The sequence below is a fragment of the Arthrobacter sp. zg-Y895 genome (assembly GCF_020731025.1).
Taxonomy (GTDB): domain Bacteria; phylum Actinomycetota; class Actinomycetes; order Actinomycetales; family Micrococcaceae; genus Arthrobacter_B.
In genome coordinates this window covers 821,750-844,555 of record NZ_JAJFZY010000004.1, presented here as the reverse complement: position 1 = coordinate 844,555, position 22,806 = coordinate 821,750, and the positions used below count along the sequence as shown (strand labels likewise).

Genomic DNA, 22,806 nt, shown 5'->3' with positions numbered 1-22,806 from the left:
TTAGACTGGTGCCACTGTGATGTCGAACACGGCAGCTCCGGAGTCCGCCCGTCGGCGGGACCCCGGTCCGGCTTGAGGCTTTCCTCTCGCGCCGTGGGTAAAATCCGTTAATGGCGGTATCTGTCCGGGTGCCCCACCGCAATTGATCCAGGAGACCCATGTTCTCGAAGATTTTGGTAGCGAACCGGGGCGAGATCGCCATTCGCGCCTTCCGCGCCGCCTATGAGCTCGGCGCCAAGACCGTGGCCGTGTTTCCCCATGAGGACCGGAATTCCATTCACCGCCAGAAGGCCGACGAGGCCTACCTGATCGGGGAAGAGGGACACCCGGTCCGGGCGTATCTGGACGTTGACGAGATTATCCGGGTAGCCAAGGAGTCCGGTTGTGACGCCATCTACCCCGGTTACGGATTCCTTTCCGAAAATGCGCACCTGGCGCGGGCTGCCGCCGACGCCGGCATCACCTTCGTAGGTCCCGCAGCGGACATCCTGGAACTGGCAGGCCACAAGGTCCATGCCCTGAACGCGGCTCGGAAGGCAGGCATCCCGGTTCTGCGCTCCACCGAGCCGAGCGACGACGTCGAGAAGCTGCTCAGCGAGGCGGAGGACATCGGGTTCCCCATCTTCGTCAAGGCAGTGGCCGGCGGCGGCGGCCGCGGCATGCGCCGGGTTGACACCGCGGACAAGCTGCCCGAAGCCCTGCAGGCGGCCATGCGGGAGGCTGAAACAGCCTTCGGCGACGCCACCGTATTCCTGGAGCAGGCTGTCCTGCGTCCCCGGCACATCGAAGTGCAGATCCTGGCCGATGCGGACGGCAACATCGTGCACCTGTTCGAACGGGACTGCTCGCTGCAGCGCCGCCACCAGAAGGTGGTGGAGATAGCGCCGGCGCCCAACCTGGATGAGAACATCCGCCAGGCCTTGTACCGGGACGCGGTGAAGTTCGCCAAGGCCCTGAACTACGTCAACGCGGGAACCGTGGAGTTCCTCGTGGACACCGTCGGTGAACGCGCCGGCCAGCACGTCTTTATTGAAATGAACCCCCGGGTCCAGGTGGAACACACCGTTACGGAGGAAATCACCGACGTCGACATCGTCCAGTCCCAGCTGCGGATCGCCGCCGGTGAGTCGCTGGCCGATCTGGGCCTGCAGCAGGATGAACTGCAGATCCGCGGCGCCGCCCTCCAGTGCCGGATTACCACCGAGGACCCGGCAAACGGGTTCCGGCCCGACGTCGGCCGGATCACCGCGTACCGTTCCGCCGGCGGCGCCGGGGTCCGGCTCGACGGCGGCACCGTCTACGCGGGCGCTGAAATCAGCCCGCACTTCGATTCGATGCTGGTGAAGCTGACCTGCCGGGGACGGACCTATCCCATAGCGGTCAACCGGGCCCGCCGGGCGCTGGCCGAGTTCAGGATCCGCGGCGTCGCCACCAACATTTCCTTCCTGCAGGCGGTCCTGGACGACCCGGACTTCGTCGCCGGCGACGTAGCCACGTCGTTTATCGAGGAACGCCCCGAACTGCTTAACGCCCGCGGCTCGGCGGATCGGGGTACGAAGCTGCTCAACTGGCTCGCCGATGTCACCGTCAATAAGCCCTACGGCGATCCAGTGGCACACATCGACCCGTCGGAGAAGCTGCCCGCCGATCTGCCGGAGGCCGCGCCGGGCTCCCGGCAGCGGCTGCTGGAACTCGGCCCCGAGGGTTTCGCGGCGGACCTGCGGCAGCGGACCGAGCTGGCCGTCACCGACACCACTTTCCGCGACGCCCACCAGTCGCTGCTGGCCACCCGCGTGCGGACCAGGGACCTGACCGCTGCGGCACCGGCGGTAGCGGCCCTGACCCCGGAACTGCTGTCCGTGGAGGCCTGGGGCGGTGCCACGTACGACGTCGCCCTGCGCTTCCTGGGCGAGGACCCGTGGGAGCGGCTCGCCGCCCTGAGGCACCAGCTGCCCAACATCTGCATCCAGATGCTGCTGCGCGGACGGAACACGGTGGGCTACACGCCGTATCCGACCGAAGTCACCGAAGCCTTCGTGGAGGAAGCGGCGGCAACCGGCGTCGACATTTTCCGCATCTTCGACGCGCTGAATGATGTGTCCCAGATGGAGCCTGCCATCCGGGCCGTCCGCAAGACGGGCACCGCCGTCGCCGAAGTAGCCCTCTGCTACACCGGCGACATGCTGAACCCCAAGGAGGACCTCTACACGCTGGACTACTACCTGGACCTGGCGCAGAAAATGGTGGACGCAGGCGCCCACATCCTGGCCATCAAGGACATGGCAGGCCTGCTGCGGCCGGCTGCAGCCGCCAAGCTGGTCGCCGCGCTGCGGGAGCGTTTCGACCTGCCCGTCCACCTGCACACGCATGACACCGCCGGAGGCCAGCTGGCGACCCTGCTGGCCGCTGCCGAGGTGGGGGTGGACGCGGTGGACGTTGCCAGCGCGCCGCTGGCGGGCACCACCAGCCAGCCGTCCATGTCCTCGTTGGTCGCCGCGCTGACCAACACCGAACGGGACACCGGCATCAGCCTGGACGCGGTGGGCGCGCTCGAACCGTATTGGGAGGCCGTGCGGCGTGTCTACGCGCCGTTCGAATCCGGGTTGGCGGGTCCCACGGGTCGCGTGTACCGGCACGAGATTCCGGGCGGCCAGCTTTCCAACCTGCGCCAGCAGGCGATTGCCCTGGGGCTGGGGGAGCGGTTCGAAGCCATCGAGGACATGTACACCGCCGCCGACCGGATCCTGGGCCGCCTGGTGAAGGTCACGCCGTCGTCGAAGGTGGTGGGTGACCTGGCCCTCCAGCTGGTCGGCTCCAACGTCTCCCCGGAGGACTTCGAGGAGAACCCGCAGAACTACGACATTCCGGATTCCGTGATCGGCTTCCTCAGCGGTGAACTCGGCGATCCGCCCGGAGGATGGCCGGAGCCCTTCCGGACCAAGGCGCTGCAGGGCCGTAAGGTCAAGGCCCGCGACGTCGAACTGACCGAGGTGGACAAGGCGGGGCTGCACTCCGATTCCGCCACCCGGCAGGAAACCCTGAACCGGCTGCTCTTTGCCGGCCCGGCAAAGGAATTTGCGACCGTCCGTGAAACCTACGGAGACGTTTCCGTACTGGAGACCCGGGACTACCTGTACGGGCTGCGGCGCGGGGAAGAGCACGTCATCGAACTGGAAAAGGGCGTGCGGCTGATCGCCGCGCTGGATGCGGTGTCCGAGCCGGATGAAAAGGGCATGCGTACGGTCATGACCACCCTGAACGGGCAGATGCGGCCGGTCTCGGTCCGGGACCGCAGCATCGAAAGCACCACGAAATCGGCGGAACGGGCAGATCCGGCCGAAGCCGGCCACGTAGCGGCACCGTTTGCCGGTGCAGTCACGGTCACGGCAAAGGAGGGTGCAGAGGTCGCCGCAGGGGAAACCGTCGCCACCATCGAAGCAATGAAGATGGAGGCCTCCATCACGGCCCCGGTTGCCGGAACCGTGGAACGGGTCGCGATCTCCCGGGTGGAGCAGGTCCAGGGCGGGGACCTGCTGCTGGTCATCGCCCCGAAATAAGCACCGGCTCCACCGGTGCGAAATGAACGTTGGAGCGTGACTGCATAGACTGAAGAGCGTGACTCACTTCGATCTGGCCATCATTGGTTCCGGCTCCGGCAACTCGATCATCACCCCGGACTGGGACGGTAAAAAGGTAGCGATTATTGACGGAGGCACGTTCGGAGGAACGTGCCTCAACGTCGGGTGCATCCCCACGAAGATGTTCGTGTACCCCGCCCAGCTCGCGGCCGCCGCAGTGGACGGTGCGCGGCTGGGCGTGGACACGGTGTCCGCCGGGGTCCGGTGGCGGGACATCCGGGACCGGATCTTCACCCGCATCGACGCGATTTCCGACGGCGGGCGCCGCTACCGGGACGAGGAGCTGGACAACGTCACGCTGTTCAGTGAATACGTCCGCTTCGTCTCGCCGCACGCACTCGTCACGGCGTCGGGGCAGGAGATCACTGCCGACGAAATCGTGGTGGCCGCGGGTTCCCGTCCGGTCCTGCCGGATGTGCCGGGGATGGACCTTCCGCAGGTGCATACCTCGGACACGGCGATGCGTATCGATGAGCTGCCGGCCCGGGTGCTGATCATCGGCGGCGGGTATATCGCCGCGGAGTTCGGCTTCGTCTTCTCCGCCTTCGGGTCGGACGTCACCCTGGCCGTGCGGTCGGGGGCGCTGCTTCGTTCCCTGGACGAAACCGTGTCCGAACGCTTCACCGCGGAAGCCTCCAAGCAATGGAACGTGCAGTTCGAAACCACCGTGGACTCACTGGTGGAGAACGCTGACGGTTCCGTGCACGCCGTCCTCTCCGGTCCCGCCGGAGAGTCGGCCCTGGATGTGGACCTGGTGCTGGTGGCGACCGGCCGAACCCCCAACACCGACCGGCTGGACGTCAGTGCCGCCGGTTTTGACCTCACCTCGGACGGCCGGCTGGCTGTGGACAGCTACGGCCGGGTGCTGGCGTCCGGTGCTCCGGTGCAGGGAATCTGGGCGCTGGGCGACATCAGCAGCCCCTACCAGCTCAAGCACGTGGCCAACCACGAGGCGCGCGTGGTGGCGCACAACCTGGTGCACCCCGGGGACCTTCGCGCCATGGACCACCGCTTCGTGCCGGCTGCCGTCTTCAGCAGCCCGCAGATTGCAAGCGTCGGGATGACCGAGGACCAGGCCATCGCTGATACGGAAGCCCGCGGCGTCGAACTCGCCTTGGCCGTGCAGGAATACGGGTCGACGGCGTACGGCTGGGCAATGGAGGATTCCACCGGGTTCGTGAAACTGCTGGCGGAGAAGGAAAGCGGCCGGCTGCTTGGTGCCCACATTGTGGGACATGAGGCGTCCATGCTGATCCAGCCCCTGGTGCAGGCGATGGAGTTCGGGTTGGACGCCGCCACGATGGCCCGCGGGCAGTACTGGATCCACCCGGCGCTGACAGAGGTGGTCGAAAATGCGCTGCTTTCGCTGAAGACAAAGGAAAAGCCGGGCAGGAACCGCCTCTAGGGGAGTCGGTTCCTGCCCGGCGCGGATAAATCAGACCCGCTGCCCGCTGTAGATATCGTCGATGACGTCCGAGAAGTCCCGGAGCACCTGGGCCCGCTTGATCTTCAGCGACGGTGTCAGGTGTCCGCTGGTCTCGGTGAAGTCGGTCGGGACCACGCGGAACTTCTTGATCGCCTCGGCGGAGGAGACCTTCTTGTTGGCGCGGTCCACCAGGGCCTGGAGTTCCTTCTGCAGCTCATCGGTCTTGGCCACTTCGGTCACCGTCATGGTGGCCGGCAGCTTGTGCCGCCCCAGCCAGCCGGGCAGTGCCTCTTCGTCGATGGTAATGAGGGCCGAAATGAACGGCTTGGCATCCCCGACCACCACGCACTGGGACACAATCGAATCGGCGCGGATGGAATCCTCCAGCTGAGAGGGAACCACGTTCTTGCCGCCGGCCGTGATGATGATTTCCTTCTTTCGGCCGGTGATCTTCAGGAAGCCGTCCGAGTCGAGTTCGCCGATGTCACCGGTGTGGAACCAGCCGTCGGTGAATGTGTCCTCCATCAGTTCCGGGCGGTTGTAGTAGCCCTTCATCACGCTGATGCCCTTGGCCAGGATCTCGCCGTCGTCGGCGATCTTCACGCTGTTCCCGGGAAGGGGCGCGCCCACGGTGCCCAGCTTGACGAGCTGCGGGGTGTTGGTGGTGAGCGGAGCCGTGGTTTCGGTCAAACCGTAGCCTTCCAGCACCAGCAGTCCGATGCCGTGGAAGAAGTGCCCCAGCCGTTCGCCCAGGGGAGCTCCGCCGGAAACCGCGTATTCCACCTTCCCGCCCATGGCCTCGCGGATCTTGCCGTACAGCAGGCGGTCGAAGAGGGCATGCTTCAGGGTCAGGCCCAGCGGCACCTTGCCCTCCTGCTTGGCCTTGGACCAGGCAACTGCCGTGGCGACGCCGGCGTGGAAGATCTTGCCCTTGCCGCCGTCTTCGGCCTTCAGCATGGAGGCGTTGAACACCTTCTCCAGCACGCGCGGAACCACCAGGATGAAGGTGGGCTTGAAGCTCTGCAGGTCGGGAAGGAGGTTCTTGACATCGGGGGTGTGCGCCACGGTGGCACCGGTAGCCACGCTGAGCACGGAAATGAAGCGGGCAAGGACATGCGCCAACGGCAGGAACATGATCGTCTGCGAGCCCTCGGTGGCCACCTCGGGCTCCGCCAGCTCCGAGTTGCGGGAAAGGTTGACGAAGTTGGCGTGCGTGAGTTCGCAGCCCTTCGGTTTGCCCGTGGTTCCGGACGTATAGATGATGGTTGCCAGGTCGGCCATCTGGGCGGTCGAGCGACGTGTCTCGAGATCTTCATCACTGACCGAAGCGCCGTCGGCGCGCAGCGTGTCGAGTCCGCCGCCGTCGATCTGCCACACATTGGCGACCATGGAAAGGTCTTCGTCCGCTGCGGCCGTGCGGACAATGTTCTCGTGCCGGGCGGCTTCAACCACAATGCCGACGGCGCCGGAATCGCTCAGGATCCAGGCAACCTGCGAAGGGGACGAGGTCTCATAGACGGGAACCGACACCGCTCCGGCGAACCAGAGGGCAAAGTCCACCAGGGTCCATTCGTACCTGGTCCGCGACATGATGGCCACGCGGTCGCCTGCCTTGATGCCACTGGCCATGAAGCCCTTGGCCAGCGCCCGGACGTCCTTGGTGAACTCCGTGGCACTGATCCGCTGCCATTCGCCCTGGCCGTTCCGGACGGCAAAGAGAGCGGGGTTGCTTGGCTTGGCTGCCTGATCGAGCAGCATGTTTGTGATGTTCGTCTGCGGCGGGGACTCCGCTAGGACGGGAACGCTGAATTCTCGCACGATAGCTCCTTTGATATCCGATACGCCCGTAGGCACTGTTCAGCCTATAACCTAGATCACATTTTCTTACCCGTCGGTAACCTTGCAGATTCATAACGAACGCGTCGCCGCTCTTGCCGTTTCCCTAGAATAGGTTTCTGATGCGTCCAGTTACCCCAGCACCCGTTCCCCGCCCCCTTTCCACCCCGCTCCAACGCAGGCTTGCTGCCACGGAACCCTTCCGGCCGCGCAGGCCCATGCGGCTGCCGAACCGAATGCGGCGGCGCGGGCTGGCCATCGGGATAGATATCGGCGGGACCAAAGTAGCGGCCGGGCTCGTGGATGGCGACGGACGGGTGCTGAAGCAGGCGCGCCGGTCGACGCCGGGGCAGGATCCCCGGGAAGTCGAAGCGGTAATCGTGGACCTGGTCCGGGAACTCTCGGCCGAGCACCACGTGTGGTCCGTCGGCATCGGTGCGGCCGGGTGGATGGACCTCGCCGGCAGCACCGTGTTGTTCAGCCCGCACCTGGCCTGGCGCAACGAGCCCCTCCGCGAGAACCTGGAGAGGCTGCTGCGCAGACGCGTCTTCCTGGTCAATGACGCCGACGGCGCCGCCTGGGCGGAATACCGGTTCGGAGCCGGTGCGGGGGAGAGCAGGATGGTCTGCGTTACCCTCGGAACCGGAATCGGCGGGGCAATGGTCCTCGACGGCCGCCTTGAGCGCGGCCGGTACGGCGTGGCGGGGGAGTTCGGGCACCAGATCATCATGCCCGGCGGGCACCGCTGCGAATGCGGCAACCGGGGGTGCTGGGAACAGTACGCCTCGGGTAACGCCCTGGGCCGGGAGGCCCGGGAACTGGCCGCAGCCAACTCCCCGGTAGCCCAGGAGCTGCTCCGGGCGGTGAACGGCAATGCGGATCAGGTGACCGGCGCCGTCGTCACCCGCCTTGCCCTCGAAGGCGACCCGGCCTCCATCGAACTCCTTGACGAAGTGGGGCAGTGGCTCGGATTGGGGCTGGCGAACCTGGCCGCTGCACTGGATCCGGGAATGTTCGTCATCGGCGGCGGGCTGAGCGATGCCGGTGACCTGCTGCTTGTTCCGGCGCGACGGTCCTTTGCCCGGAACCTTACCGGGCGGGGGTTCCGCCCCGCGGCCAAAATGGAGCGGGCGGCCCTGGGTCCCGCCGCGGGGATGATCGGAGCCGCGGACCTGTCGCGGATCGCCGCACGCCGCTGAGCCGGGGCGTCCCCGGAGGAGGAAGCCGGGCCTAAACGGCCGCGCCGTCGTCATCCTCATCGCGGTGCTGGGGTAGCCGGAAAAGCAGATAGGCCGCGGAGCCCGCAAACACGGCGATGGTGCCGAGGATGACCGGCAGCGGCGCGCTGCGCCAGAACATGGCGAACACCAGGAGCAGGAGCGGTCCGGCCAGCGTGCCCAGCCAGCTGAGCACCACCAGCGGTTCCCCGGTGCCAAGCGGCGGCGGTTCGGGCGGCACAAACCCGCCGTCGTCCTCATCCTCGTCCTCGGCCGTATAGTCCCGGGGCCCCGCCGATGCCAACGGCTGGTTCTCGAAGATGGCGCGGGTCCGTTCGGCCGGCGTCGGTGCCGCCGGATCGCGGGGCGGGGTGGCTTCTCCCGGTTCCCCGCCGCCGTGCGGGGCAGCGGCATCCGGGGCGCCGGCGGAACGGTCCGGTTCCGGACGTACCGGATCGCTGGCGTCCATATGTTCAAGGCGGGCCACCAGGTCCAGCCAGACTTCTTCGTCGGTGGACTCGTTATGTTCCGGCTCGCGTTCGCTCATGCCCGCACCCCGGAACTGACGCGGTGGATGAATTCAGCGGAGCGGTCAAAGATCAGCGGCGCATCGTGGTCCATGGTGGCAACGTGGTAGCTGTTCTCAAGCGGCACCACCTCGAGCTCTGCGTTAAGGAGCCGGCGGCGGAGCAGTTCCATGCTGGATTCCGGCACCACAGCGTCCACCCGTGAACGGAATGCCAGCACGGGCGCCGTAACGTCGGGCAGGGCGGCGGCAGTGTTCCGGAAGAGCCTGCCAAGCTGGTGCACCGAGCCGACCGGCGTCCGCGGGTACGCACCCTCATCCTGTCCTTTGAGCCGGATGTCGTTGCCAATGGCAGGAACGGATCTCAGGAAGTACTTCAGCACGCCGGAATAGCGTGCCCGGGGGTCGGCGAACGTCAGGCCGGGGTTAACGACGACGACGCCGGCCACCGGCTGCCGGGCCGCGAGCCGCAGCGCCAACGTGCCGCCCATGGAAAGGCCTGCCGATACAACACAGTCCGTCCGCTCCCGCAGGTCCCGATAAGCGCTCTCGTAGTCCTCGTACCAGCGCTGCCACGGCGTCTGTGCCAATTCCTGCCAGCTTGTGCCGTGGCCGGACAGCAGCGGAAGGCTCACGGCATAGCCGCGGTCCGCCAGGTGGCGTGCCCAAGCCGCAAGGCTCACCGGGGATCCGGTGAATCCGTGGCTGAGAAGCACGCCAACGCCCGCGTTGGGTCCGTGCCCCTCAGAGTGGAAGGCATCAGCGCCGGGGAGGGAAGTCATGTGTCTATGGTTGCATTAGAGGGGACTTTTTGGACCCTGCACGGGGGAAACTCCCGGGAACCCCGGTACGCGCCAAATTCACCAGCAGGGATAAGCGCGCATACAGTAGAGTCTGGGGAACCAAACGGGTCCCCCGTTATTGTCTTGTCCGGACAGGAGATCAAGCCGCGTGTTCTATTGGGTGATGAAGACTATATTCATCGGGCCGGTGGTAAATCTTCTCTTCAGGCCTTGGGTCAAGGGAATGGATAACATCCCCGAATCCGGGCCTGCCGTCCTGGTGAGCAATCACCTTTCGTTCTCCGATTCGATCTTCCTTCCGTTGGCCGTACCCCGGCCGGTGAGCTTTCTCGCGAAGAGCGATTACTTCAACGGCAAAGGCATCAAGGGCAAGCTCACTGCAACCTTCTTCCGGCTCGCGAACCAGCTGCCGATGGACCGCTCGGGCGGAGCGGCGTCCGCTTCCTCCCTCAAGGCAGGCGTCGATGTCCTGGAAAACGGCGGCCTGCTGGGTATTTACCCGGAAGGCACCCGCAGCCCGGACGGGCGGCTGTACCGCGGCAAGACCGGTGTAGCCAAGCTGGTGCTCTCTACCGGCGTTCCCGTCATCCCCGTTGCGATGATCGGAACCGACAAGGTCCAGCCCATCGGCCGGCGGATTCCCAATATCCGTCGGATCGGCATCATCGTAGGTGAACCGCTGGACTTCTCGCGGTACGCCGGGCTGGAGAATGACCGCTTTATCCAGCGCTCCGTGACCGACGAGATCATGTATGAACTCATGCGTCTTTCCGGCCAGGAATACGTGGATGTATATGCCAGCACCGTCAAGGAAAAGATGGCCGCTAAGAAGGGCGTCAAGGCCGCACAGGCACGCAGCGCGGCTGTCCGCCTTTCCACCGGATCCGATTCCGGTGCAGTGCCCCCGGCCGGCGGCTCGGAACTGCCTGCCGAAGCAGGCGACAAACTGCCCGGGGCCGTGACCGTCATCGGTTCGAGCGCGGCGAAGGGCATCCGCAAATCCCCGAAACCGGCTGCAGCCGAAGCGGACGACGCCGCGGGCGAAGCCGGAAACAAGCGGCGCCTGAAGTTCCGTGGCCGGAAGTCCGGCGCCAACGGAGCCCGCGCTGCCCGGACGGACGCTGCGGAAACCAGCGGTGCCGAATCCAGCGGTGCCGAATCCAGCGGTGCCGAGTCCAGCGGTGCCGAGTCCAGCGGTGCCCGATCCGATGACCGCGACGCAGACCCGCGCTCCCATACTGCCTAGCTACCCCTCGGAGGCTGGCTGGAGCGTGCCTGTGTTGCGCGCTCCGGCGGCGTTTGTGACGGCGTTGTTCGCTCCAGCCGGGCAACTAGTAGGATTTAAGCCGTGACTGACACCCCCGTACACCGCGAGTCCATTCCGACCATGCTCTCGGGCGCGGCGGCCACTTCCGCGACCCACCCCGAGTTGGACAACTGGCGTTCCCTGTCGATCTCCCAGCAGCCGACGTGGCGGGACGATCCGGGGTATGACGCGGCCATCGCCGAACTGTCGATGGTGCCGCCGCTGGTTTTCGCCGGCGAAGTGGATGTCCTCCGCAGCCGGCTGGCCGAGGCCGCCCAGGGCCGTGCCTTCCTCCTGCAGGGCGGCGACTGCGCCGAGACGTTCGAAGCGGCCACCGCGGACAAGATCAGCGCCCGCGTCCGGACGCTGCTGCAGATGGCAGTGGTCCTCACCTACGGTGCGTCCGTTCCGGTGATCAAGATGGGCCGGATGGCCGGTCAGTTTGCCAAGCCGCGCTCCTCCAACGAGGAAACCCGTGACGGCGTGACGTTGCCCGCGTACCGCGGCGACATGGTCAACGGCTACGACTTCACGCCCGAATCGCGTCGGCACAACCCGGCGCGGATGGTGCGCGCCTACCATACCTCCGCGTCCACGCTGAACCTGATCCGCGCCTTCACGCAGGGCGGTTTCGCCGATCTCCGGCTGGTGCACCACTGGAACAAGGGCTTTACCTCCAATCCGGCGCACTCCCGCTATGAATCCCTGGCCCGGGAAATCGACCGCGCCGTACGCTTCATGGAGGCCTGTGGCGCGGACTTCGAAGCCCTGAAGCGAGTCGAGTTCTTCGCCAGCCATGAGGCGCTGCTCCTGGACTACGAACGGGCCCTGACCCGGGTGGACTCCCGAACCGGCCAGCCGTACGACACCTCCGGTCACTTCCTGTGGATTGGAGAGCGCACCCGTGACCTGGATTCCGCGCATGTGGACTTCCTGTCCCGGGTGCGTAACCCCATCGGCGTGAAGCTCGGCCCGAAAACGAGCGCCGAAGACGCCTTGGCCCTGATCGACAAGCTGGATCCGAACCGGGAACCCGGGCGGCTGACGTTCATCACCCGGATGGGTGCCCGCAACATCCGCGAGAAGCTTCCCGCCCTGGTGGAGAAGGTGACCGCCTCGGGCGCCCAGGTTCTCTGGGTAACGGACCCCATGCACGGCAACACCGTCACCTCGCCCAATGGATACAAGACCCGCAACTTCGACGATGTGATGGACGAGGTGCGCGGCTTCTTCGAAGTGCACGATTCCCTGGGGACCTTCCCCGGCGGCCTGCACGTGGAGATGACGGGCGACGACGTCGCGGAGTGCCTGGGCGGTGCGGACCCCATTGACCAGGAAGCGTTCGTGGAGGGCTACGAATCCGTCTGCGACCCCCGGCTGAACCATATGCAGTCCCTGGAGATGGCCTTCCTGGTTGCAGGTGCCCTTTCCCGCAGGAGCTGACAGGCGTAGGGCCGCCCCGGGGCTACACCACCTTCAGGATGACGGTGGAGCCTTCGGGTGCGGTACCTGCGCCCGGTTCCTGGTCCCGGACCAGGCCTAGCAATCCGCCCAGGAGGTTCTCCACCTCAACGGTGAACCCGCGGCTTTCCAAGTCGGCCCGCGCGGTCTCGGCGCGCTGCCCCACATAGTTCGGAACCTCAACCATCCGCGGACCGAGGGAGATGGTCAGCGTGACGGTGGATCCCCGCTCCAGCAGCCCGGATGCCGGCGTCTGGGCAACGACTGCGCCCGCCGGGACGGAAGGGCTGTTCACTTTTTCCGGAGCGACGGCAGCCGTGAGGCCGGCGTCTTCAATGGCTTGCACCGCAGCGTCCTCGCCCAGCCCGGTGACTGCGGGGACCTCAACGGGCGCCGGTCCCTTTGAGACCGTGACGTCCACCGGAGCCCCCAGCCGCAGCAGGGTGTCCGGCAACGGCTGCTGGCTGATGATGCTGCCCGCTTCTATGCTTTCGCTGTACTCCTCTGTGACTGCGCCGAGCGTGAGCTCGTCCGCTTCAAGGTCTGTCCGGGCGGCGTCCAGCGTGCGCTGGAGAACGTTGGGCACGGAAAACAGCTGCGGTCCCTTGGAGACGAGCAGCGTCACCGGCTGGAAGCGGCGGATTTCCCGGGCGGCGCCGGGATCCGTGCCGACGGCGAGCCCTGCGGCTACCACTTCGTCGAACACCTCATCGGTGGTGTAGTTCAGGCCGGCGTCGACCAGCTGTGTGCCGGCTTCCTCGACGGAAGCGTTGCTCACGTCCGGTACGGAGACCAGGGCGCCGGGTCCGGCACCGAAGAACCAACCGGCAAAGGCAACCGCCGCGAGCAGTACAGTCAGCAGTACGGCCAGCAGGATGCCCCGACGGCGCGGCTTTCCGCTGCGAAGGGATACCTGCGGGCGGTGGGCTTCACGGTCGTTTAGCCGTTGCCGGTCGCGTTCATCCCGCTGGGCTCTGCGCCGACGCGCGTTCGGGCTGAGGCCGGCTTCGTCGTCTGTGGCATAGTCGTCGTCCGGGCCCTCGGCGTCGTATCCGTCCCCGTGGTCCGCACCGTCATCGCCTGCACCGCGGCTGCCGGCAGGAAATACCGTGGTGGCGTTGTCGTTTCGGTGGATGACCTCGGTGTGGTTCCCGCGGGGATCGCCGGGGCCTAAGGCGGCGGACGTGTCCATGACGCTCGTGGCGGCACCGGCGGCAGTAAGGACCTCCGTGGCGCCGGACAACGCTTCGGTGGGCGTGCCGGCGTCGGACGGTCGGCTGCCCGGGCCCGGAGCGCACCGGAAGTCAAGCTCCGCATCGCTGAGGGAGGTGCGGATGTGCCGCAGTTCGCCCAGCAGGGCGCGGCCGTTGACGGGGCGTTCCTCGGGGTCCTTTGCGGTGCACCAGCGGACAAGCTCGTCCAGGTCCTGGGCCAGTCCCGGGCACAGATCCGAAGGGGCGGGCACGGAGGAGTGGACATGCGCGAAGGCCACCTGGATGGGTGAATCTCCCGTGAAGGGCTGCCGGCCAGTGAGCATCTCATAGAGCATGATGCCGGCTGAATAGACGTCACTGCGTTCGTCGGCACCGCCCGCCGTAACCAGTTCGGGTGCGAGGTAGGCGACGGTGCCCACCAGTGTTCCGGTGTTGGTACTGGTGGACACGGCACGGGCCAGTCCGAAGTCAGCGATCTTGATCCTGCCGTTGTCCGCGAGGAGCACGTTCTCCGGTTTGACGTCGCGGTGGACCAGTCCGGCGTCGTGCGCAGCAGCCAGCCCTTCAACCACCGCATCCATCAGGGCCAGCGCCAGGCGCGGCGAGAGGGGTCCGCGCTCGTCGAGCAGCCCGCGCAACGTCCGTCCGGGCACATACTCCATCACGAGGTAAGCCAGGCTGTCGGTGATGCCCTGGTCCAGGACGCCCACCACGTGGGGGTGGGAAAGCCGTGCAGCCGATTTGGCTTCGCTTTCGAAACGCCTAAGGAAGCCGCGGTCCGCGGCCAGGTGCGGGTACAGCACCTTGAGGGCCACATCGCGGTCCAGGCGGCGGTCGGTGGCCAGGTAAACACTGGACATTCCGCCGCGCGCCACCAGGGACCTGACGAAGTAACGGTCGTCGACCAGCGTCTCAACGAGGGAGTCTTTCACGGGCTCATGCACCCTTCGATCCTAATGGCGGTACGCGGAAGGGTCCGGATCGACACCCGATCCGGACCCTTTCGATGCACTCCTGGACTGCCTTACTGGAAGGACGCCCGGCGGGCAAGCACGGAACTGACATAGTTGCGGGTATCCGCGAACATGCCGTGCGTGGTCACCGAGTACTGGCCCTGGTAGTAGGACGCGATTGCGGTTTCCAGGCTGTCGCTGCTGCGGATCAAAGCGCTGATGATCGCGACGCCGGCCGTGGCATTGTCATACGGATCCAGCAGGTTCAGCTGCCGTCCTACCAGCTGCGAAGCCCATTCCCCGGAGGAAGGAATAACCTGCATGGTGCCGATGGCGTTGGCCGGGGAGACAGCCCGCTGGTCGAAGCCGGATTCCTGGAGGGCAAATGCCTGTGCCAGGGCCGGGTCGACGCCCATCTGTGCTGCCGTATCGGCCACGATCTGCTGCATCTGCGCCCGGCTGGGAACGGGCATTGAGTTGAGGGTCTGCTTGTTGAGGTTGGCGTCGGCGACAGTGTGCTCGGGGTAGGTGTAGTGCAGGAAGGTATTGGGAACCAGATCCGTGGGTGCGGCTGCCACGGGTGCGGAGGCAGTGACGCTGACGGTGCTGCCGTCGACGGTGATCTTCTGGCCCGGGCGGATCACCGAGGTCTGCGACAGGCCGTTGGAGGCCATGATGCCGGAGAGGCTGACGCCGTGCTTGGCAGCGATTGCGCTGAGGGTATCCCCGGCGGCAACCGTGTACGAGCTGCCGGTGCCGGGGGCCGGCTGGGCGCCGGTAGGTGCCGTGGGAGCGGCCGGCGCTGCGGAGGGTGCCTGGCCGTCGATGCGGATCGACTGGCCCGGGTAGATGACGGAGGTGAGGGTCAGACCGTTCGCGGCGAGGATGCTGGAGAGGCTGACGCCGTGCTTTCCGGCAATGGCGCTCAAAGTATCGCCGGAGACCACCGTATAGGTGCCTTCGCCGGCAGCCGAAGCGGCAGCGGGAGCAGCGGGTGCGGATGCCCCGCCAAGGCGGAGATCGTCGCCTGCGAAGATCAACGAGGACGGCTGCAGGTTGTTGACGCGCAGCAGTTCCGTCACGGACAGTCCGTACTGTGCGGCAATTGAACTGACCGTGTCGCCGGAAACGATCCGGTGCGTGGCAGGAACAGCCGACTCTGCCGGCAGCGTCGCGGGAACCTGGGTGGCCAGCTGCGAGGCGGTAACGCCGGTGGCAGCCCCGGTGTTCAGGTTCTTGATGGCCTGCAGGGGGAGCTGGGGAAACAGGGTGTTCTGGGGTGCGGCGGGGGCAGCGGCAGCCGGCTCGGCAAGAGCCAGGGCGGACATCATCACTGCAGGAATGGCGGCGGTCGTCACGGCAACACTCAGTTTGCGCGGTATTCCTGTAGCAACGGGACGCGCCTCTGGCGTTCCCGTGGTGGACTGAGCGTTCATATGGTGATGTTTCCTCATCTGTGTTGGCCGCGGCCTTTACCGCAAATCCTTGGATTAAAAACAAGTAATGGAACGGGTGTTACCACTGTTCTTTATGTGACTAGTGGTGTGCTAGTTACGCATGTGATTACAGGTACTAATGTGAATTTACACTAACCAGAGTCCGGCACAATACCCGAGTAGTGCTTTTTGTGTTTCAGTTCAGCCGCCAAACGGCAAAGTGGCCCGGGCGACCCCGGACGTGGCACCCTTGAAGGGTGAATGAACTCGAGGAACTTGTTTCCGACTGGCTGACCCTGCCCGATGTGGCTGAACAACTCGATCTCCCTATTAACAAGGTGCATAGCCTGCTGGAGGAGCGCGCCCTGCTGGCTGTGCGCCTCGGCGACCGGAAGATCCGCAGCATCCCGGCTGCCTTTATCGCTGACGGCGCCGTGCTGGACAGCCTGAAGGGCACCATTTCGGTGCTCAATGACGCAGGCTTCCACGACGACGAGATGATCCGCTGGCTCTTCACGGCCGACGACACGCTGCCTGGCCGTCCCGTGGACGCGCTCCGCGAAGGGCGCAAGACGGAGATCCGCCGCCGTGCACAGGCCTTGGGCTGGTAGCAACGCCTCACGCAGCGCCTGAATCACGCAGCGCCTGAATCACGCAGCACCTTAATAAGGAGCTGCCAGTCTCCGGACTGGCAGCTCCTTATTGGTTTGGGATCCTTCTATTGTTCGTGCCGGCTCCCTAGGAGCTGCGCCGAACGGCTGAGTGGGCCAACGCGTCAAGGGCGGCCCGGGGTACGCCGTCAAGGGGGAGTGCGGCCAGTGCGGAAAACGCTGTTTCCGTATGCCTGGAGATGAGCTCCTCCGTCGCGGCCAGTGCCCCGGTGTCGAGGATGATTCCGCGGAGCAGGGCCACGCCTTCGTCGTCCAGCCCCGGATCCCCGAGCCGCGCCGTGATCTCTTTCCGGGCGCTCTCGCTTCCGCTGGACAGCGCGTAGGCAATCAGGACCGTGCGTTTACCCTCACGGAGGTCGTCTCCTGCCGGTTTTCCCGTGGTCCGGGGATCTCCGAACACACCCAGTACGTCGTCCCGCAGCTGGAATGCTTCGCCCAAGGGCAGGGAGAAGCGGGAATAGCCCGCCAGGATCTCTTCGCCGGCACCGGCCAGGGCGCCGCCGAGGGTGAGGGGATGCTCCGTGGTGTACTTCGCTGCCTTGTAGCGCAGGATATTCAACGCCCGGACGACGGCGTGCTCGGGGTCGTGGCCGGGGCCGACAACCTCTTCGAGGATGTCAAGGTACTGCCCGGCCATGACCTCTGTGCGCATGCGGTTGAAGATGCGCCGGGCTTCGGTGCCGTGCGCCGCGCGCGGACCCACGGCGGAAAACATTTCCTCGCTGAGGGACAGGCAAAGATCACCGGCAAGGATTCCGGCCGATGAACCGAAATGGAATCCGTCCAGGTGCCAGTTGGCGTCCGCGTGCGCCATGGAGAAGGTGCGGTGAACGCTCGGGCCGCCCCGGCGGGTGTCGGACCGGTCAATGATGTCGTCGTGGATCAATGCGGCACTCTGGAACAGTTCCAGTGCGACGCCGGCCCGGACGGCTTCGGGGTGCAGGGGAGTTCCTCCGGCGCCGCGCCATCCCCAGTAAGCAAGGAGGGCCCGCAGCCGCTTCCCTCCACGGGCAAGGTTGTGTACTGCGTCCAGGAGGGGAAGCGCCTCGAGGGAAACCTCGGCAAGCACCGAGTGCTGGACTGCCAGGAAATCCTCGAGTTCCGTGCCCAACAGGTCTCGGTATGCGGCCTGCTCCTGCTGTGCGGATTCGGCCGGGGTAGCGGACACCGTTATTTCACCGTTTCTGCGAGGACCGTGGCGCCGACAGTCACCGTCGCCGGGCCGCCCTCCTTGGTAATCGCGGTGATGTTGACCGTTTCGGGCTCACTGGTGCCGGTGCGGACGTAGTCGCGCGAGGATGGGGAACCGGTGGCCGCTTCGGCCGCAGTGAAACCCTGCGCAACCAGCTTGGCATCGTAGAAGGCGAGGATGTCGGCTGCGGGAGCATCCGAGGACTCCACTAATACGGCGGTGAGCGTGCCGTTGGCCCGGTCCACGCTGCTCGAAAGCAGCTCCGCGCCATCCATCACCGGAATGAGATCGGACGGGAACCCGTCCGCGAGGGCAACGGCAGACGCCGTAGGTGTCGGGGTGGGGGATGCAGCCTGCGTGTCGGACGGGGAATCTCCGTCCGCTGCGGTGCCGGTGGAGCATCCGGCTGCCGCCAGGATCAGGGCCGCGGCAGAGAGCATCGTGAGCGTCTTTTTCATCGGGTTCCGCTTCGGTGGGGGTCAGGGTCCTGCCACCCAGTCTAGGCGAACCGAAAACCGCTCCAGGGAAGGTGGTTAGGGCGCCGAAAAGAAGCGATGAAGCAGGAAAGGCAGGAATGGGGGCGCGGCTGGCTACGATGATGGAGTGAGCAATGGTCCCGACGCCGGCAGCGGCAACCGCGACTGCACCATAATGCACGTGGACATGGACGCTTTTTATGTTTCCGTGGAGCTGCTCAAACGGCCCGACCTGATTGGCAGGCCGGTCATCGTAGGCGGCCTCGGGGGCCGGTCCGTCGTCCTGTCCGCATCCTATGAGGCGAGGCGTTACGGTGTCCGTTCTGCCATGCCGATGGCCGTTGCCCGCCGGCAGTGCCCGCAGGCAGTGGTCCTGGAGCCGCACCAGGAGGTCTACCGGACCTTCTCCGCCCAGCTGATGCAGATCTTCGAATCCATTACTCCGCTGGTGGAACAGCTCAGCGTCGACGAGGCCTTCCTTGATATCGCAGGAGCCATGCGCAGGCTCGGGCCGCCCCGCGCGATCGGTGAGCATATCCGTGAGCGTGTTGCTGCCGAACTGGGCATGACCGCCAGTGTCGGCATTGCCGCCACCAAGTTCGTGGCTAAGATCGCTTCCACCCGATGCAAACCCAACGGACTGCTGCTGGTGCCCAAGGAGCAGACGGTGGACTTCCTCCACACTTTGGACGTTTCTGCGTTGTGGGGAGTAGGGGCCAAGACCCGCGAGGTGCTGGCCCGCGTCGGCATTGCCACGGTGGCGGATGTGGCCAATACTCCGCCGACTGTGCTCCGCCGGCTGCTCGGGGCCGTGGGGGACCACGTGTATGAATTGTCCTGGGGGCGGGATGGCCGGGCTGTAACACCCGTACGGCGCGAAAAGAGCATCGGCGCCGAGGAGACCTTCGCGTCCGACGTCAGCGACGACGACGTGCTGCACACGGAGCTGCTTCGGCTCGCACACCGCAGTGCTGTCCGCCTGCGGGCCGCCGGACTCCAGTGCAGGTCGGTTTCCCTGAAGCTGCGTTATGCGGACTTCACGACGCTGACCCGCACCCGCACCCTCCCCGAGCCGGTGGGCAGCGCCCAGATGATCTACGAGACGGCCAAAGGGCTGCTGACCGCCCTGGGGCCGCGGCCGCAAAGCGTCCGGCTGATAGGGCTGCGGGCCGAACAACTTGAATCCGCAGAAGGTGCTGCCATGCAGCTGACCCTGGACGGACGGGAGGACAGTTGGCGTTCGGCAGAGGACGCGCTGGATCGGATCAACCGGCGCTTCGGCGAACTGGGCGTTGTTCCTGCCCGGCTTATCGCTCCGTCTCCCCGGAAGCCTCCGGCGGAACCGGACCGGTTCGAGGACTGAACGCCCCGGGTCGCTCTGCCGGAGCCGGACCGGCTTTGCGTCGGGGCTGGTTTCCTACCCGGTGGAATACGTGGACCGGCCGCTTTCGTGCGGACCGGTTGCCACCTATCCTTGGACTAAGTGCAAAGCAGCAGCGAGCCTGCGCGGGAACATCCGTCGCCACACGTTCGTTGGTTGGTTTACAGGGGCAGGACCGGACGGCAAGGAGGCAGCAATGGCACTGTCGGAACACGAGCAGCGCTTGCTGGATCAACTGGAGCAGCAATTACACGCAGAAGATCCAAAATTCGCGAACTCAATGGCGACGTCCGCGGGCCGTGGGATCTCGAGCAGGCGGATAGTCCTCGGCGCATTGCTGGCTGTGGTGGGCTTGGGTGTGCTGCTTCTGGGAATTACGGAAGCGGGCATCCTCGTCGGTGTACTGGGGTTCCTCATCATGGGAGCAGGCGTGTACTACGCAACCACCCGGGGACGGAAGAATCCGCCGGCGGCAACGGACGGGCGCAAGGAGCGCGAGTCCAGTACGCAGCGTGGATTCATGAATAACCTGGAAAGCAAGTGGGACGAACGCAAACGCGACCAGCCGTAGGAACACCCGCTCGGTGCCGCAGGCCCTGGACCCCGTAAGACTCCAGAACCAAAGGGTGGCAGGCAGGTAGGAAGCGCAAAAAGGACCCGTTTCGGCGGGTCCTTTTTTGTGCCCTTTTTCCTGTCCGGGACGCGTTTCCCGAGCAGATGCCGGTCGCGTAAACCCCTCCACTGCACTCCGCCCGCAAGAATCCGCTCCAACCCGCGGATTTTGGATGCGACGCGCCCGGAATACAACGCGCCAAGGCGTTGACTGTGGAGGGAAGTGGAGTAAAGTGGGGGACATAAGAGGGTAGGGGCGGTACTCAAGGGGTTTACCCCCAATCGGACAGGGCGGTGCGGGATGTTCCTAGGAACACATTCGCCGCGTCTGGACGAGAAGGGGAGGCTGATCCTGCCGGCCAAGTTCCGCGAGGAACTGGCCGACGGCCTTGTCCTGACCAGGGGTCAGGAGCGCTGCATCTACGTCTTCAGCCAGAAGGAATTCGAACGGGTCCACGACCAAATGCGGGAAGCTCCACTTTCCTCCCGCCAGGCGCGTGACTACATTCGGGTCTTTCTCTCAGGAGCCTCTGACGAAGTTCCAGACAAGCAGGGCCGGGTAACCATCCCGCCGGCGCTGAGGTCGTATGCAGGGCTTGGACGCGAACTGGTCGTCATCGGCGCCGGTACGCGGGCCGAGATCTGGGATGCAACCGCTTGGCAGAACTATCTGGCAGAACAGGAAACCGCGTTCTCGGAAACAGACGAAGACGCGATTCCAGGGATTTTCTAGCAGTACCGCCCGCTAAACGGACAACCCGGGCCGGGTCTTGAATGAGATCTCCCGCCGCCCCACCGCAAGACCGTCTGGCTTCCCTTCCCCGGAGCCAGAAGGTTTGAAGCGGTGAGGCGCGGATGGGGGTCTGGTTTAAGAACCGGCCGCACAGCAAAAACACTACGAATGGAAGGAAGCCTCAGATGAGCGAAGAGCGCCCCACCGAGGAACGGCATGTTCCGGTGCTGCGCGACCGCTGCATCAACCTCCTGGCTCCTTCCATCGAAAGCGCCGTAGCCGACCACGGCCGTGCCGTTGTAGTGGATGCCACCCTGGGCATGGGCGGGCACACCGAAGCCATGCTGCAGCGGTTCCCCCAGCTGCACGTGATCGGTATTGACCGGGACCGGCAGGCACTGGCGCTGGCCGGCGAGAGGCTGGAACCCTTTGCGGACCGGATTGACCTGGTCCATGCGGTCTACGACGAAATAGCAGACGTCGTTACGGACCTTGGATTCGAGGGTATCGACGGTGCGCTGTTCGATCTGGGCGTTTCCTCGCTGCAGCTCGATGAACGGGACCGCGGCTTCGCCTACTCCTACGACGCACCCCTGGATATGCGGATGGACACCACCCGCGGGCGTACCGCTGCAGACATCGTCAACACCTACGGCGAGGCCGAGCTGGTAGGCATCATCCGGAAATGGGGCGAGGAGAAGTTCGCGGGCCGAATCGCCTCGGCCATTGTTGCTGCACGTGCTTCGAAGCCCTTCACCACCACCGGCGAGCTTGTCGAAGCGATCCGCGGGGTTGTCCCGGCGGCAGCTGCGCGAACCGGCGGGCATCCTGCCAAGCGAACGTTCCAAGCGCTGCGCATCGAAGTGAACGAGGAGCTCGATGTCCTCGAGCGGGCCATTCCGGCATCGTTGTCGGTGCTGAACATGGGTGGACGCGTGGTCGTGATGTCCTACCACTCGCTTGAAGACAAGATCGTCAAGGGCGTCTTCGCCGCGGGCGCGCGGTCCTCCGCCCCCAAGGGGTTCCCGGTTGAACTTGAACAACACAAGGCCCAGCTCAAGAGGCTGACCAAGGGCACCGAGGTGCCTACGGACGAGGAAATTGCAGAGAATCCCCGTGCAGCCTCCGCAAAACTCCGTGCAGTAGAACGAATCCGCAAACCCATGGATGGGGCCAGGAAATAATGAGCGAACGTCGGCCATCGGCCCGATTCAGCACCATGGCGTCAAGCGCCGTCGTCGGCAACACGGCGCGTGCGCTTGATTGGGATGCTGCGGCGCCTGCCACCACCGTCAGGCGGCGCACCCCGCTGTCGCTGGTGCCCGCCGCCTCGCGCCGCAAACGTGCCCCGTTCGCGGTTTTCTGCTTCGCTGCCCTCGTTCTCGGACTGGCCTCGGTGCTGTTGCTGAACATCTCGGTTTCCAGCGGCCAGTACGAGCTGGTGCAGCTGCAGAGCCAGAAGGCCGAGCTGGCCCAGCGCAACGAAGCGCTGACCCAGAAGATCGAAAACCATCAGGCACCGCAGGTCCTGGCTGCTTCCGCGGCAGACCTCGGCATGGTTTCTTCGCCCAGCTTCGGCACCATTGACCTTCAGACACTTGCAGTCACCGGCAGCCCGGAGGCAGCCAAGGAAGGCGAGCCCGCCGAGCTGCTGATCGGGGCGCCGAGTGTCCTGACCCAGCCGATCACCCCCGCACCCTCCGTGGTTCCGGCAGAACCGCAGGAATCGGTCCGGGCAGTTGAGGAGCGGGAGGAAGCAGCGGCAAGCGAAGCAGCGGCCGCCGCAGCAGCGGAAGAGGCCGCCCGGATTCCGGAAGCGGATCCGGCCCAGCCCTCGGACGTCGTCCCTGAAGGCGAATTGAACGGCGGAACCATCCCTGCCCCCGTGCAGCGAAGCGGAAACTGATCCAAGCGAAGCAGTCATC

At 65.6% G+C, this 22,806-nt stretch carries 17 protein-coding genes and 1 pseudogene; 11 read left to right on the top strand and 7 right to left on the bottom strand.

The genetic code is table 11. From position 1 onward, the window contains the following. Window positions 1-158: 158 nt before the first annotated feature. Both LJ760_RS10695 and LJ760_RS10690 read left to right on the top strand, forming a co-directional pair. The gene (locus LJ760_RS10695; RefSeq protein ID WP_227922634.1) at window positions 159-3,557 is read left to right on the top strand and encodes a pyruvate carboxylase; all 3,399 of its coding nucleotides are present in this window, start codon (window positions 159-161) and stop codon (window positions 3,555-3,557) included. 58 nt (window positions 3,558-3,615) lie between these two features. Beyond that, a complete protein-coding gene (locus LJ760_RS10690; RefSeq protein ID WP_227922632.1) occupies window positions 3,616-5,043 on the top strand; it encodes a mycothione reductase in 1,428 nt (475 codons plus the stop codon). A gap of 30 nt (window positions 5,044-5,073) precedes the next feature. On the opposite strand, the gene LJ760_RS10685 is transcribed toward LJ760_RS10690, so the two are convergent. Further along, window positions 5,074-6,882 carry an AMP-dependent synthetase/ligase gene (locus LJ760_RS10685; RefSeq protein WP_227922631.1) on the bottom strand — a complete coding sequence of 603 codons (1,809 nt, stop codon included), beginning with the start codon at window positions 6,880-6,882 and terminating at the stop codon, window positions 5,074-5,076. A 236-nt stretch (window positions 6,883-7,118) separates the two neighbouring features. Between LJ760_RS10685 and LJ760_RS10680 the strand changes: the two genes are divergently transcribed. Next, entirely contained in the window at window positions 7,119-8,099 is a 981-nt protein-coding gene (locus tag LJ760_RS10680) for an ROK family glucokinase (RefSeq protein ID WP_227922630.1), read from the top strand. Between the two features lie 31 nt (window positions 8,100-8,130). Here the strand turns inward: LJ760_RS10680 and LJ760_RS10675 are convergent, their stop codons facing one another. Further along, on the bottom strand, window positions 8,131-8,664 hold the full coding sequence (locus LJ760_RS10675; RefSeq protein WP_227922629.1) for a hypothetical protein: 534 nt from the start codon (window positions 8,662-8,664) through the stop codon (window positions 8,131-8,133). Continuing rightward, window positions 8,661-9,425, bottom strand: a complete 765-nt coding sequence (locus LJ760_RS10670) for an alpha/beta hydrolase (protein ID WP_227922627.1) — start codon at window positions 9,423-9,425, stop codon at window positions 8,661-8,663. Before LJ760_RS10670 ends, LJ760_RS10675 begins: the two co-directional genes overlap by 4 nt. Before the next feature lie 169 nt (window positions 9,426-9,594). Here LJ760_RS10670 and LJ760_RS10665 point away from each other — a divergent pair. Both LJ760_RS10665 and LJ760_RS10660 read left to right on the top strand, forming a co-directional pair. Beyond that, window positions 9,595-10,275: pseudogene (locus tag LJ760_RS10665) on the top strand (lysophospholipid acyltransferase family protein); the annotation flags it as partial. A gap of 558 nt (window positions 10,276-10,833) precedes the next feature. After that, window positions 10,834-12,195: a class II 3-deoxy-7-phosphoheptulonate synthase gene (locus LJ760_RS10660; RefSeq protein WP_227922810.1), complete on the top strand. Its 1,362-nt coding sequence runs from the start codon at window positions 10,834-10,836 to the stop codon at window positions 12,193-12,195. 22 nt (window positions 12,196-12,217) lie between these two features. On the opposite strand, the gene LJ760_RS10655 is transcribed toward LJ760_RS10660, so the two are convergent. Both LJ760_RS10655 and LJ760_RS10650 read right to left on the bottom strand, forming a co-directional pair. Continuing rightward, a complete protein-coding gene (locus tag LJ760_RS10655) occupies window positions 12,218-14,359 on the bottom strand; it encodes a Stk1 family PASTA domain-containing Ser/Thr kinase (protein WP_227922625.1) in 2,142 nt (713 codons plus the stop codon). A 92-nt stretch (window positions 14,360-14,451) separates the two neighbouring features. Next, complete coding sequence (locus tag LJ760_RS10650; protein ID WP_331460716.1) at window positions 14,452-15,738, bottom strand: LysM peptidoglycan-binding domain-containing protein; 1,287 nt, start codon at window positions 15,736-15,738, stop codon at window positions 14,452-14,454. 335 nt (window positions 15,739-16,073) lie between these two features. Between LJ760_RS10650 and LJ760_RS10645 the strand changes: the two genes are divergently transcribed. Next, entirely contained in the window at window positions 16,074-16,427 is a 354-nt protein-coding gene (locus tag LJ760_RS10645; RefSeq protein ID WP_227922624.1) for an Rv2175c family DNA-binding protein, read from the top strand. A gap of 127 nt (window positions 16,428-16,554) precedes the next feature. Here LJ760_RS10645 and LJ760_RS10640 read toward each other — a convergent pair whose 3' ends face one another. Continuing rightward, complete coding sequence (locus tag LJ760_RS10640) at window positions 16,555-17,655, bottom strand: polyprenyl synthetase family protein (RefSeq protein ID WP_227922622.1); 1,101 nt, start codon at window positions 17,653-17,655, stop codon at window positions 16,555-16,557. A 2-nt stretch (window positions 17,656-17,657) separates the two neighbouring features. Beyond that, entirely contained in the window at window positions 17,658-18,137 is a 480-nt protein-coding gene (locus LJ760_RS10635; protein ID WP_227922619.1) for a hypothetical protein, read from the bottom strand. 193 nt (window positions 18,138-18,330) lie between these two features. On the opposite strand from LJ760_RS10635, the gene dinB reads away from it, so the two are divergent. From dinB to LJ760_RS10610, 5 genes are all read left to right on the top strand, one after another. Continuing rightward, window positions 18,331-19,518 carry a DNA polymerase IV gene (dinB, locus tag LJ760_RS10630; RefSeq protein WP_227922808.1) on the top strand — a complete coding sequence of 396 codons (1,188 nt, stop codon included), beginning with the start codon at window positions 18,331-18,333 and terminating at the stop codon, window positions 19,516-19,518. Window positions 19,519-19,732: 214 nt separating this feature from the next. Beyond that, window positions 19,733-20,107 (top strand): DUF3040 domain-containing protein, encoded by a 375-nt coding sequence (locus LJ760_RS10625; RefSeq protein ID WP_227922616.1) that lies wholly within the window; start codon window positions 19,733-19,735, stop codon window positions 20,105-20,107. 342 nt (window positions 20,108-20,449) lie between these two features. Further along, window positions 20,450-20,881: a division/cell wall cluster transcriptional repressor MraZ gene (gene mraZ / locus LJ760_RS10620; RefSeq protein ID WP_227922615.1), complete on the top strand. Its 432-nt coding sequence runs from the start codon at window positions 20,450-20,452 to the stop codon at window positions 20,879-20,881. Window positions 20,882-21,066: 185 nt separating this feature from the next. Then, complete coding sequence (gene rsmH, locus LJ760_RS10615) at window positions 21,067-22,065, top strand: 16S rRNA (cytosine(1402)-N(4))-methyltransferase RsmH (RefSeq protein ID WP_227922613.1); 999 nt, start codon at window positions 21,067-21,069, stop codon at window positions 22,063-22,065. Next, window positions 22,065-22,787: a hypothetical protein gene (locus LJ760_RS10610; RefSeq protein ID WP_227922611.1), complete on the top strand. Its 723-nt coding sequence runs from the start codon at window positions 22,065-22,067 to the stop codon at window positions 22,785-22,787. The genes rsmH and LJ760_RS10610 overlap by 1 nt, the downstream gene beginning before the upstream one ends. The last annotated feature ends 19 nt before the right edge of the window (window positions 22,788-22,806 follow it).

Excerpts from the sequence above, each read along its gene's own strand:
- LJ760_RS10695 (WP_227922634.1), top strand. The coding sequence starts at position 159 with ATGTTCTCGAAGATTTTGGTAGCGAACCGGGGCGAGATCGCCATTCGC.
- LJ760_RS10680 (WP_227922630.1), top strand. The coding sequence starts at position 7,119 with ATGCGGCTGCCGAACCGAATGCGGCGGCGCGGGCTGGCCATCGGGATA.
- LJ760_RS10675 (WP_227922629.1), bottom strand. The coding sequence starts at position 8,664 with ATGAGCGAACGCGAGCCGGAACATAACGAGTCCACCGACGAAGAAGTC.
- LJ760_RS10670 (WP_227922627.1), bottom strand. The coding sequence starts at position 9,425 with ATGACTTCCCTCCCCGGCGCTGATGCCTTCCACTCTGAGGGGCACGGA.
- LJ760_RS10660 (WP_227922810.1), top strand. The coding sequence starts at position 10,834 with ATGCTCTCGGGCGCGGCGGCCACTTCCGCGACCCACCCCGAGTTGGAC.
- LJ760_RS10635 (WP_227922619.1), bottom strand. The coding sequence starts at position 18,137 with ATGAAAAAGACGCTCACGATGCTCTCTGCCGCGGCCCTGATCCTGGCG.
- dinB (WP_227922808.1), top strand. The coding sequence starts at position 18,331 with ATGCACGTGGACATGGACGCTTTTTATGTTTCCGTGGAGCTGCTCAAA.
- LJ760_RS10625 (WP_227922616.1), top strand. The coding sequence starts at position 19,733 with ATGGCACTGTCGGAACACGAGCAGCGCTTGCTGGATCAACTGGAGCAG.
- mraZ (WP_227922615.1), top strand. The coding sequence starts at position 20,450 with ATGTTCCTAGGAACACATTCGCCGCGTCTGGACGAGAAGGGGAGGCTG.
- rsmH (WP_227922613.1), top strand. The coding sequence starts at position 21,067 with ATGAGCGAAGAGCGCCCCACCGAGGAACGGCATGTTCCGGTGCTGCGC.
- LJ760_RS10610 (WP_227922611.1), top strand. The coding sequence starts at position 22,065 with ATGAGCGAACGTCGGCCATCGGCCCGATTCAGCACCATGGCGTCAAGC.